Below are 12107 nucleotides of genomic sequence, written 5' to 3'. Positions count from 1 at the left end.
TGCCGACCAAGGTCGGCCCTACAACCGCCTTTACTTCGCCTTGCCCTGGTTGGCCACCGCTTCGGCGGCCTTGCGCGCGGCTTCCGGGTCGCCCAGGTAACGGAACGACTGCACCGTCAGGTCATCGTTGAGCTCGAACAGCAGCGGGATGCCGGTCGGAATGTTCAGTTCCAGGATCTGCTCGCGCGAGACGTTGTTGAGGTACTTGTACAGCGCACGCAGCGAGTTGCCATGCGCGGTGACCAGCACGGTCTTGCCGTCCTTCAACTGCGGGGCGATCGAATCGAACCAGTACGGCAGCACGCGGTCCAGCGTGGTGGCCAGCGATTCGGTACCCGGCAGCGCGTTGCGGTCCAGCGTGGCATAGCGGCGGTCGTGCAGCGGATGGCCCGGATCCTCGATGTCCATCGTCGGCGGCGGGATGTCGTAGGAACGGCGCCAGATCTTGACCTGGTCCTCGCCGTGCTTGGCCGCGGTTTCGGCCTTGTCCAGGCCCTGCAGGCCGCCGTAATGGCGTTCGTTCAAGCGCCAGCTCTTGCTGACCGGCAACCAATCCTGGTCCATTTCGGCCAGTGCACCCTGCAGGGTGTGGATGGCACGCTTGAGCACGGAGGTATGGGCCACATCGAACTGCAGGCCTTCTTCGCGCATCAGGCGCCCGGCGGCAGCCGCTTCCTGGCGTCCCTTGTCAGTCAGCTCCACGTCGACCCAACCTGTGAAGCGGTTGTCCAGGTTCCACTGGCTCTGGCCGTGGCGCAACAGTACGAGTTTACGAGTCACTGCAGGGTCTCCAACGTCGGGAAGGCAGGCGGCCATTGTAGACGGTGAAACAACGCCGGGCGCCGGCTCAGTGGTGGACATGGCCATGATGGCCGTGACGGTCGTGGTCGTGACCATGTTCGTGTGCGGTCGGCGCCGGTCCCACCGCGCAGGCATCGCCACAATGCTCGGCTTCCAGTTGCAGGGTCACATGGTCGATGTCGTGGCGCTCGTGCAGCGCATCAGCCAGCTCGCGCCGCACCTGGTCCGCATCGGCACCGTCGCGCAGCACCACGTGGGCGCTCAACGCCGGCGTGCTGGAGGCCAGGGCCCATACATGCAGATCGTGCACGTCCACCACCGCGGCGTGGCTGCACAGGCTGCTGCGTACATCGGCCAGCACGACGCCTTTCGGCACGCCTTCCAGCAGCACGTTGATCGCTTCACGCATGAGCACCCAGGTCCGCGGCAGCACCCACAGGCCGATCAGCACCGCCAGGATCGGATCGATCACCTTCCAGCCGGTCCAGCGGATCAGCAGCGCGCCGATGATCACCGCCACCGATCCCAGCATGTCCGCCCAGACTTCCAGGTAGGCGCCTTTCACGTTCAGGCTCTCGCCGCTGCCGGCCTTGAGCAGGCGCATCGACACCAGGTTCACTGCCAGGCCCACCGCGGCGATCACCAGCATGCCGGTGGAGGCGATCTCCTGCGGCTGCCGGAACCGCGCGATGGCCTCCCACAGGATGTAACCGGCCACCACGAACAACATGCCCCCATTGAACATCGCGCCCAGCGCTTCCAGCCGCGCGTAGCCATAGGTACGGCGGGCATCGGGGGGACGCCGGCTCAGCCGTACCGCGACCAGCGCGATCATCAAGGCCAGGGTGTCGGTGGCCATGTGCGCCGCATCGGACAGCAGCGCCAGGCTGTTGGTGACGAACGCGCCGATGATTTCCACCAGCAGGAACGCGGCGGTCAGGCCCAGTGCCCACCACAGCGGCTTTTCGTGGCGGATTTCAGTGGGAAGATGGTTGTGGTCGTGGCCCATCGGGGTCTCCTGTGTGTTGCCGGCAGGCTACGCCCCGCGTGCAGGGGATACCATCACACCGGTTATAACATCGCCCTCCACGCGTCAGTGGCAGCGCACCGCGGCGGCCCTGCGCCAGCGCGCCGCGCCCCACCAGAGGCAGGCCAGCAGCGCAACGCCCGCGCCTGCGATGCAGACCCCCGTCCACCCCACGTGCGCCTGCAGCGCGGGACCGGCCGCCGCCCCCATGCCGCTGCCCACTGCATAGAACAGCATGTACAGCGCGATCAGCTGCCCGTGCACGGGCTCCGCCGCCCGCAGCACCAGCGCCTGGTTGCTCACATGCAAGGCCTGGCCGCCGAGATCCAGCAGCACGATGCCCAGCAGCAACCAGCCCAGGGAAACCGGCAACTGCAGCAGCGGCAGCCAAGCCACCAGCATCAGCAGCAAGGCCGCGACGCTTACCGCGCGCGCATGACCGTGGTCCATCCAGCGGCCCACGCGCCCCGCCAGCAAGGCGCCCGCCAGCCCGGCCAGGCCCAGCGCACCGATACCCGTCGTGGACCACGACAACGGCGGTACCGACAGCGCAAGCGAAGCCGCACTCCAGAACAGGTTGAGGCCGGCGAACAGCAGCAACGCCAGCACGCCCCGTTCGCGCAGCGTCGCATCCGCGCACAGCAACCGCCACATCGACGCCATGACGCCGCGTTGGTGGATTCGCGCCTGCGCCACCGGCATCGGCGGCAAACACCGCCATAGCAGCATCCCCAGCGCAGCAATCAGCACGGCCGAACCCGCGTACACCGCCCGCCATCCCAGCCCGGCGGCTACCGTGCCGGACACCACGCGTGCCAGCAGCAGGCCAACGAATACACCGCCCTGCACGGTACCGACGTGGCGGCCGCGTACCGCTGGCGCGGCCATCGCCGCCGTGCAGGTGATCAACGCCTGCGTGCAGGCCGTCCCGAACAGCCCCACCAACAGCATGCCGACCAGCAGGGACACGCTTCCGCGCGCGGCAGCCAGCCACAGCAGCGACAACGCCAGCAGACCCAACTGCAACAGCAGCAAGCCCCGGCGTTCACGCCGATCAGCAAGCGGCAGCAGGATCAACAGCGCAAGCACGCTGCCTACCTGGGTGGCCGCCACCACCAATCCGGCCATCGCCGCATCCATCCGGAAGGCATCGGCCAGGCGCTCCAGCAGTGGCTGTGCGTAGTAGACATTGGCAACGCTGGCGCCGGCTGCGCTGGCAAGCAGGAACAGGGTGGGATCGACAACCGGGGAGGAGGGTGGCTTCTTCATGTACCAGTTTCAAATTGCAACCGCTCGCACCGTAGGTAGTTTGGTTTTAAAATGCAACCAGAATCCATCGCAGAACCGTCCATGCCCAGTTCCTCCCCCTGCCCCGTGGCCCGCGCCACCGAGCTGCTCGGCGACCGCTGGATCCTGCTGATCGTGCGCGACGCCTTCGATGGCGTGCACCGCTTCAGCGACTTCCAGCGCAGTCTGGGCGTAGCCCGCAACATCCTCAGCGAGCGTCTGCGCCGCCTTGTCGACGGCGGCGTGCTGGCACTGCAGCCGGCCGCCGATGGAACCTCTTACCAGCAGTACGTGCTCACCGACGCCGGCACTGCGCTGTTTCCGGTCGTGGTCGCGTTGCGGCAGTGGGGCCAGGCGCAACGCTTCACTCCGGGCGAGCCGCACTCGCGGCTGGTGGAGCGCAACACCGGCCGCGAACTGCCGTACATGCAACCCCGCACGCCGCGAGGCCGCGTGCTGGAGGCCGCCGACACCCTGGTGCTCAAGCTCGACCAGGGCTGATCCGCATCCCCCGATCGAGGGGTCGACAGTAGCGTTGCGCTCAAATAGCATCTGCTCGCAATTGCATACGGTTCTCATTCATCCTAGGAATGGCGACATCCTCTTCTTCCCTGCCGCCTGCCCACGCACCGGCAAAGCGCAACGCGCGCGGCGCAGGCCATCGGGCGCTGTGGGCACGCGGTGGGCTGGCCCTTCCAGGCGGCTACGCGGTCGCAGCAACGTGGGCTGCGGGGCTGGCGCGCCTGTTGCCGGGAGGTGCGGCGGACACCGCGCTGATCGCCACGATGCTCTCCTTTCTCGTTTACACCGCAGCGGCGATCTGGGCGTTCGCCGCGCGCAGCACCGCACGCGCTGCACTCGGGCTGCTGATGGCAGGGGCGCTCGGGCTGAGCATCGCCTGGCTGCTGCGCGGAGCCTCGGCATGAGCCTGGGAGGACTCCGCCAATCGCAATCGGTGCTGCACACCTGGTCCGGCCTGCTGGTCGGCTGGGTGCTGTTCCTGATCTTCATCGCCGGCACCGCTGCTTACTGGCGCGTTGAACTGACACGTTGGATGCAGCCTGAAACCGGGCTGCCGGCCACCGCCCCGGTCGCGCTGGAGCAGGCGCAGCGCTTCCTGGCCCGCACCGCACCGGACGCCCAGCGCTGGTCCATCGAACTACCCGGCCACCGCAGCAGCGCAACCGCGGTCAGCTGGCAGCCGCCCGGCGCAGCTGAGCGCCGACGTGGCCAGCGCAATCCCTACCAGGCCACGCTGGATGCCCAAGGCAACCCGGTCCAGGTCCGCGAAACCCGCGGCGGCGATTTTTTCTATCGGCTGCATTTCGACCTGCACTACGTGCCGGTGCTGTGGGCGCGCTGGTTCGTCTGCTTCTGCACGATGTTCATGCTGGTGGCCATCGTCAGCGGGGTGATCACCCACAAGAAGATCTTCACCGACTTCTTCACCCTGCGCCGTGGCAAGGGGCAACGCAGCTGGCTGGACGGCCACAATGCGCTGGCCGTGCTGTCCCTGCCCTTCCATCTGATGATCACCTATACCGGCCTGATCACCTTGATGACGCTGTACATGCCGTGGGCGGTGGATGCCAACTTCAGCGGCGGCCGCGATGCGTTCTTCGCCGAGCTGTTCCCTCGCGCGGAGAAGGTCGAGCCTCGCCACGTCGCTGCCACCCCGCCAGACCTGAAGGACCTGCTGCACCGCGCGGAACTGGTGTGGGGCGATGGCCGCGGCGGCTCGGTCCAGGTAGAACACCCGGCAGACGCGGCGATGCGCATCAGCGTGCGCCGGCAATCGGGTGACCGCATCGCCGATGCCGACCAGACACTCACTTTCGATGCGAGCGGCGGCCTGGTCGACGAGGCCGGCGCGAGGTCCGCAGCGGTGGTCACCCGTGACGGCATGATCGGCCTGCACGCGGCTCGATTCGCGCCCGTTGCGATGCGCTGGCTGTTCTTTCTGTCGGGCGTCGCCGGCACGCTGATGGTGGCCACCGGGCTGGTGCTGTGGACGGTCAAGCGCCGCGCCCAATTGCCCGACCCGGCGCGCCCGCACCTGGGTTTCCGCATTGTCGAACGCCTCAACATCGGCTTCGTGGCCGGCCTGCCGGTGGCGATGCTGGCTTTCCTGTGGGGCAATCGGCTGCTGCCGCTGGACCTCGCCAACCGCAGCGATGCCGAAGTGCGCGTTTTCTTCCATGCGTGGGCGGCGTGCCTGCTGCACGCGATGCTGCGCCTGCCACGCCGCGGCTGGGTGGAACAGCTCGCAGTGGCAGGCGTGCTGGCATCAGGCCTGCCGCTCTACAACGTGGTCGCCTGGCACGGCGGCTTGTTCAGTGCACTGGCCAGCGGCGACGGCGCCAAGGCCGGCATCGACATCGGCCTGCTGCTGATCGGCGGCGGCCTGCTATGGAGCGCGCGCAAAGTCCATCGCTTCGTGCCCAGCGCGCGCAAGCCGCGTACGCAACACACCCCATCGACCGCCGGGGCCGGCACATGAGCGTACTCGCCCTGCTGCTGGCCACCCTCGCCTTTGCCTGCCTGGCGTTGGCGATGGAGCGCCATCACCTCGACGTCGCCGGGTACCCGCCTGCAGCGGCGCGCCGACGCCTGCTGCGGTTGCTGGGATGCGGCAGCCTCGCCGCCAGTCTGGCGGCCAGCATCGGCGCCTGGGGCGTTGCCTGGGGCGTGGTCGGCTGGTGCGGCGTACTCGCCGCCGCTGCCGGGGCGATGGTGCTCTGGCTCAGCTTCCGCCGCCCGGCCACGCCGGCCGCACGCCCGTCTTCCCGTTCCTGATACCGAGATCCCGCTGATGAAAACGCTGTCCCGTGGCGCCCCGCGCCGGCATGTCCTTGCCGTGTCCCTGGCCGCTGGCTGGTTGCTTGCCGCCCCGCTGGCCTCCGCCCAGTCCACGCCCACAGCCGCCGTGAACGAGGTGCCCGAAGCCACCGAACTGGACCGCGTGATGGTCACCCAGCGCACCGAGGGCTACCAGGTATATGGCACCAACACCGCCACCAAGCTGCCGCTGACCCTGCGTGAGACGCCGCAGTCGCTGACCGTGTTCACCCGCCAGCGCATCGAAGACTTCAACCTGATCACCATTGCCGAGGTGCTGCAGCAGACCCCCGGCATCACCGTGCAGTCCTACGACAGCAACCGCACGCTGTTCAACGCGCGCGGCTTCGCCATCAACAACTTCATGTTCGATGGCGTCCCCACCAACTACACCACCGGCGCCGGTGGCAACTCCATCCTCAGTGATACCTCGGTATACGAGCGCATCGAAATCGTCCGCGGCGCCAGCGGCCTGGTCACCGGTTCGGGCAATCCGTCGGCCACGGTCAACATGGTGCGCAAGCGTCCCACCAACACCTTCCAGGCCAGCACCAGCCTGAGTGCCGGATCGTGGGATTACAAGCGCGCCGAACTGGATGTGTCCGGGCCGTTGAGCAAGGGCGGCCGCGTTCGCGGGCGCGTGGTCGGCGCCTACACTGACAAGGAAAGCTGGGTGCGCTTCCAGCAGGACACCTCGCCCAGCCTGTATGGCGTGATCGAAGCCGACCTGACCGACAACACCCGCCTGCGCGCCGGCATCGACTATCTGAAGACGGAGTCCGATGGGGGCGCGTGGAGCGCATCACCGCTGTTCTTCCGCGATGGCAGCCGCGCGAAGATGTCGCGCTCCTACAGCGCCGCGGCACGCTGGAACGAGTGGAACCGCGAAAGCACCAACTACTTCGCCACGCTGGAACAGCAGCTGGCCGCGGGCTGGAGCGGTCGCATCGCCTACAACCACCGTGCCACCGATACTGATTCGCTGCTGCTGGCCGGCTCCAACAGCTACAACGCCGCGCGTGGCACCGGCTTTGCCGATCCGATCACCGGCCTGGGCCTTTCCGTTTCGGACACCTACTCGGTGTCGGAAACCCGCGAGGACGCCTTCGATCTCTACGCCTCCGGCCCATTCCAGCTGTTCGGCCGCCAGCATGAACTGGTGCTCGGCGTGAACCACTACGACCGCGACCTGGACACGATCCGCGCCGGCATCAGCTCGCGCCCCTACAGCACCACCGCCTTCCCCAGCATCTTCACGTGGGACGGCAACATCGGCAAGCCGACCACCTTCAATGCCGGTATCCCGTCCAGCATCACCCGCACCACCGAAACCGGCTACTACGCCGCCGTGCGCCTGAACCCGATCGACCCGTTGAAGGTCATCGCCGGCGTGCGCTACTCCGACTACGAAACCACCACCGACGGCTACAACGTCGAAGGCGTCTTCACCGGGCAGACCGCACGCACCAGCGCGCACATGGTCACTCCGTACGTGGGCGTCATCCATGACCTCACCTCCAGCATCAGCGCGTTCGCCAGTTATTCGGATGTGTTCCAGGCCACGGCGCGGCGCGACGTCAACAACCAGTTGCTCGACCCCACCACCGGCGGCAACTACGAGTACGGCCTGAAGGCCGAGTTCTTCGGCGGCCGACTGTATGCCGCGCTCAACGGCTTCTACATGGAGCAGGACAACGTATCGGAGATCGATCCGGCGGCCGGCGACATAAGGCTGCCCGATGGCAGCACACCGTACATCGCGCGTGCCGGCATCAAGACGAAAGGCGGCGAGTTCGAGGTGTCCGGCTCCATCACCGAGCACTGGAGCATGACCGGCGGCTATACCTATGCCTACAGCAGCAATCCGGATGGGAGCCGCTTCGGCTCCACCAGCCCGATGCACCTGGCACGCTTCAATACCACCTACCGGTTGGGTGATTGGACCGTTGGCGGTGGTTTCACCGTGCAGAGCGACATCTCCCAGACCCAGCCGATTCCCACCGGCCGTTTCAACGCCAATGGCACACCTGTCACCGCCGAAGGGGCGGTCCACCAGGGCGGCTATGTGCTGTTCGACCTGATGGGTCGCTACCGCATCACCGACGACGTCAGCGTCGGAGTAACCGTCACCAACGTGCTGGACAAGGTCTACTACCGCAACGTCGGCTTCTTCAATTCCGGTTACTGGGGCGAGCCGCGGCGGGTGTTGTTCAACGTCCGCGCGAAGTTCTGACCGGGCCTGCGCGCAACGGGTAGGATCACGGGCGGGGCCTTCGCGGCCCTGCCCGATTCTCTCCGGATGTCCCGCCATGAGCCATTGCACCACGCCCCTTCTGCTGCTTGCCGGCCTGCTTGCCAGCACGGCATCCAGCGCGCGCGAAGTCCCCGCGCCAGCCGCCCACGTCGACGCCGACGGTCCTTACATAGTGCGTGACGGCGAGCAGGTGCAGGCGCGCTGGATATGCGATGACAAGGTGGTCACCCGCGATCAGACCGCCACCCGCGTCGCGCCGGTCTGTGGTTATCCGCACCCCGTGGACGTCGCCCCTGGGGCGGTCGCAGCGGTGGACGTACTGCCTGCCGTGCCGCGCGTGGTGGTGCTGTCCGACATCCACGGGCAGTACGACCTGCTGGTGCAGCTGCTGCGCGCCAACGGCATCATCGATGCGCAGGACCGCTGGGCGCGGGGTACCGACACGCTGGTCGTGGCAGGCGATGTGTTTGATCGCGGGCCGAAGGTAACCGAGGCCTTCTGGCTGCTGTACAGCCTGCAGCAGCAAGCCAGCGCTGCAGGCGGCGCGGTGCACTTCGTCCTGGGCAATCACGAAACGATGGTGCTGTACGACGACCTGCGCTACGTCAATCCGAAGTACCTGCGCAGTGCGCAGCTGCTGGGTCGCAGCTACCCGCAGCTGTACGGTCCTGACTCGGTGATCGGCCAATGGCTGCGCACCCGTCCGGTCCTGCTGCGCATCGGCAATACCCTGTTCCTGCACGGGGGCATCTCACCGGACGCACTCGCGCTGGCGCTGGATCCGGCGGCGACCAATGCCGCCTACCGGTCCTCGCTGGGCCTCCCGCGCGAGCAGGTGAAAGCCGACCCAGCCACCGCCTCCCTGTATGACGGCAAGACCAGCCCGATCTGGTACCGCGGCTATTTCGATGGCCGCCTGGATACCGATGGCGTGCAGGCGGTGCTGGATCGTCTCGGACTGGAACGCATCGTGGTCGGCCACACCTCGATGCCGCACGTCAGCAGCTTCCATGGCGATCGCGTCATCGCAGTCGACAGCAGCATCAAGAACGGTGAGAACGGCGAACTGTTGTTCATTGAAGAAGGCCGGCTGAGCCGTGGCCTGCTGGACGGTAACCGGGTGCCGCTCGCGCCTGGCGTGATCGGGCTCGACGACTGAGTCTTTCCTCCCGGCGCACCCTGGCCCCTTCAGCCGCAGTCACAGGCGGAAGCGCGCGCCCACCGTGTAGGTGCGCTCGGGCGAGGCGAAATCGCGCGGGAAGGCCGGACTGCCGAAGTAGTTGCGGGTCGAACCGCCGAGCAGGTTGGTCGCCTCGGCGAACACGGTGACGCGCTCGCTGACGTCGTAGTTCAGCGCGACGTCGAGCCAGTCCTCGTCGCCATGCTGGATTTCGCTGGGCTGGTCCCCGGAACTGTTGAAGCTGGCCGTATAGTCGGTACGACGGTTCCACGCCAGGCGGGCCGAGAAGCGGTCGTACTGGTACATCAGCACCGCGTTGAAGGCATGCTTGGACACATTGGTCAGCGGCTGCATCTGCCCCGTCGGCGATTCGGCTTCGGCGCTGATGCGGGTGTAGTTGAGCTGGGTCCCGAAGCCGGACAGCCAGCCCGGCAGGAAGTCGTAGAACTGGCTGTAACCCACCTCGAATCCCTTCAGCGTGCCTTCGCCGGTATTGCGCGGGCGGGTGATGGAATACGTGGTGCCGCCGATCACCTCATCATCGGCATAGCGCTGCACGTAGCCGTCCAGCCTGCGATGGAACACGGCGGCCGACAACAACGAGCCGGGCTGGAAATACCACTCCAGCGAAGCATCCAGGTTCTTCGATTCCACCGCCTGCAGCTCCGGATTACCGCCGTTGCCACGCGCCGGCAGGGTATCGGTGGACTCATACAGGCTCAACTGCGGATTGAGGTCGGCGAAGTTCGGCCGGGCGATGGTCTGGCTGGCGGACAGCCGCAGGACCAGGTCTTCACGCAGCGAGAAATTGGCGCTGGCGTTGGGCAGGAATTTCGTCTGCGATGTCTCTATCCGGCTGGGCACGTCCACGCCGTCGAGGGTCTGCGTGCCACTGAGCTCGGATTCAAGCCGGGTGGCGCGCACCCCGATGCGGCCATCCACCGGGATGCTGCCCAGCGTTGTGCCCCAGTTGAGCTGCAGGTAGGCGGCGTAGTTGTCTTCGCGGTTGTCGAAGAACAGCGAGGCCAGCTCGGCCGGTGCCTCCGGCGACTGGCCCATGACCTGGCGCAGCTGCGCGGTCTGTTGCAGCAGGTAGGCCGCGTTGGCAACCGCCCAGCGGTCGGTGGAGAACGCGCGGGCGCCGTCCAGCATGCCACCGGGTGATACGTCGGCCAGCCCGGGGACATCGCTGGCGTACACCCGGGTGCCGGTGATGTTGTCCATGGCGCCCGGATCGCCACCGTGGTTGGAAGCAGTGCGACGGCTGATCCGCAGCCCCGCATCGAGTGAACTGAACGGACCGGCGTCGAACTGGAACGTGCCGTCGCCGCGCCATGCCCACTCTTCGCCTTTCTGTTCGTCCCAGCTGTCGTAGTACTGGCTGAGGTACCAGTTGGCCGGGTTGCTGACATCGTAGGCCGAGCCATCGGCGTGGGTGACCCACGTATCGGGCACGCCACCGGCATCGCGCATATGCATCAAGGGCGCGTCCATGCCCATGTCCAGGGTCATCGCACGGTGTTTGTTGGTGCTCCAGGTATAAGCCAGTTCGGTGGAAAGGCTGATGGTGTCGTTGTGCCACTTGCCGCCCAGCGCGGCCTGGAACGTATCAGAGGTCTGCTTGTGTGCCTGCGTGCTGGACAGCGTGTAGAGGTCGCGCGCGACGAAGCCATCCATCACGTTGCTGCCGGGGCGAAGGCTCACTGATTCCACGTTGCCCGGGTTCACCAGGCCAGGGAATGGCATCCAGTAGTTGACGTTGTTGCGACCCTCGTAATTGACGTAGAACGTATCGAGATAGACCTCGCTGTTGTCCGTCGGCGCCCATTGGAAGGTGAAGTTGGCCGCGCGGCGCTTGTGTGTGTTGTTCGCCACCAGCCCGCCGGCGTTGTACGGCACGAAGATCTCCTGGGAGGGATCGGCCGGATTGGCAACCCGGTCGTAGGTGCCATGGAAGCTGTTGCTTTCCTGGTAAGGGCGCTGCTGCAGCGAGACGCTTCCCAGCACGCCCATACGCCCGTGTCCGCTGTCCCAGTTGTGTGCTGCGGTCAGGCTGCCGTTGGGCTTGGTATCCCCCGCCTGGTCACCGCGGACGGCACTGATGCTGCCGGCAAGCGTGGTGTCCTTGTCCAGATCGAACGGCTTGCGCAGGTGCACGTCGATGCTGCCGCCGATGCCCCCCTCCAGGAACTTGGCGCTGCCGGTCTTGTAGACATCCACGCTCTGCAGCAGGTCGGCCGGGATGTCCTGCAGGGCAATGCCGCGCCCGCTGGCAGTGAACACGTTGCGGCCGTCGAAGGTCGTCACCACGTCCGGCAGGCCGCGTACCAGAACCGTGCCGACTTCCGCACCGCCACGCGCCACCTGCACACCGGTGACCCGCTGCAGTGCGGCGGCCACGCTGTTGTCAGGCAGCTTGCCGATGTCTTCGGCGACGACTGAATCGCTGATCTCCGCCTTGGCCTGCTTGGCCTCCACCGCGCCGGTCGCACTGCCGCGCACACCGCGCACCTGCACCGAATCCAGTTCCTGTGCAGCCACCGGCGCGGGGGCTTCCGATGCCGGCGCCTGCGCCTGCGCAGTGCCCACCATGCCCACGATCATCGAAGGAAGCAGCGCGCGCCGAAGCAGGAGGGGCGCTGGCATGCGGCGGCGGCGCGGGGGAGCGGATCGGGACATGCAGGGTGTTCCTTTCGAAGTGCGGAGCCAGACGAGGGCGT

General features: G+C 66.9%; 10 protein-coding genes. 6 read left to right on the top strand and 4 right to left on the bottom strand.

Going from position 1 to position 12107, the window contains the following annotated elements; genetic code table 11:
* Positions 1–30: 30 nt before the first annotated feature.
* The 3 genes from gpmA to H9654_RS12195 form a co-directional block, all read right to left on the bottom strand.
* On the bottom strand, positions 31–780 hold the full coding sequence (gene gpmA / locus H9654_RS12205; protein WP_191771048.1) for a 2,3-diphosphoglycerate-dependent phosphoglycerate mutase: 750 nt from the start codon (positions 778–780) through the stop codon (positions 31–33).
* A 67-nt stretch (positions 781–847) separates the two neighbouring features.
* Entirely contained in the window at positions 848–1810 is a 963-nt protein-coding gene (locus H9654_RS12200; RefSeq protein ID WP_191771047.1) for a cation diffusion facilitator family transporter, read from the bottom strand.
* 84 nt (positions 1811–1894) lie between these two features.
* Positions 1895–3097: an MFS transporter gene (locus H9654_RS12195; protein ID WP_191771046.1), complete on the bottom strand. Its 1203-nt coding sequence runs from the start codon at positions 3095–3097 to the stop codon at positions 1895–1897.
* Between the two features lie 81 nt (positions 3098–3178).
* On the opposite strand from H9654_RS12195, the gene H9654_RS12190 reads away from it, so the two are divergent.
* From H9654_RS12190 to H9654_RS12165, 6 genes are all read left to right on the top strand, one after another.
* Positions 3179–3616, top strand: a complete 438-nt coding sequence (locus H9654_RS12190) for a winged helix-turn-helix transcriptional regulator (protein WP_191771045.1) — start codon at positions 3179–3181, stop codon at positions 3614–3616.
* A gap of 89 nt (positions 3617–3705) precedes the next feature.
* Positions 3706–4041 carry a hypothetical protein gene (locus H9654_RS12185; RefSeq protein ID WP_225212029.1) on the top strand — a complete coding sequence of 112 codons (336 nt, stop codon included), beginning with the start codon at positions 3706–3708 and terminating at the stop codon, positions 4039–4041.
* The gene (locus tag H9654_RS12180; protein ID WP_191771044.1) at positions 4038–5615 is read left to right on the top strand and encodes a PepSY-associated TM helix domain-containing protein; all 1578 of its coding nucleotides are present in this window, start codon (positions 4038–4040) and stop codon (positions 5613–5615) included. The genes H9654_RS12185 and H9654_RS12180 overlap by 4 nt, the downstream gene beginning before the upstream one ends.
* Complete coding sequence (locus H9654_RS12175) at positions 5612–5911, top strand: DUF3325 domain-containing protein (protein WP_191771043.1); 300 nt, start codon at positions 5612–5614, stop codon at positions 5909–5911. Before H9654_RS12180 ends, H9654_RS12175 begins: the two co-directional genes overlap by 4 nt.
* A gap of 16 nt (positions 5912–5927) precedes the next feature.
* Positions 5928–8186 carry a TonB-dependent siderophore receptor gene (locus H9654_RS12170; RefSeq protein ID WP_191771042.1) on the top strand — a complete coding sequence of 753 codons (2259 nt, stop codon included), beginning with the start codon at positions 5928–5930 and terminating at the stop codon, positions 8184–8186.
* 76 nt (positions 8187–8262) lie between these two features.
* Positions 8263–9366 carry a metallophosphoesterase gene (locus H9654_RS12165; RefSeq protein WP_191771041.1) on the top strand — a complete coding sequence of 368 codons (1104 nt, stop codon included), beginning with the start codon at positions 8263–8265 and terminating at the stop codon, positions 9364–9366.
* A gap of 39 nt (positions 9367–9405) precedes the next feature.
* Here H9654_RS12165 and H9654_RS12160 read toward each other — a convergent pair whose 3' ends face one another.
* The gene (locus H9654_RS12160) at positions 9406–11991 is read right to left on the bottom strand and encodes a TonB-dependent receptor (protein WP_225212038.1); all 2586 of its coding nucleotides are present in this window, start codon (positions 11989–11991) and stop codon (positions 9406–9408) included.
* Positions 11992–12107 lie beyond the last annotated feature (116 nt).

Origin of the sequence: Stenotrophomonas lacuserhaii (assembly GCF_014836545.1) — a bacterium.
Classification (GTDB): Bacteria; Pseudomonadota; Gammaproteobacteria; order Xanthomonadales; family Xanthomonadaceae; genus Stenotrophomonas; species Stenotrophomonas lacuserhaii.
Note: the sequence above shows the minus strand (reverse complement) of the source record. Positions and strands in the feature narration are given on the sequence as shown.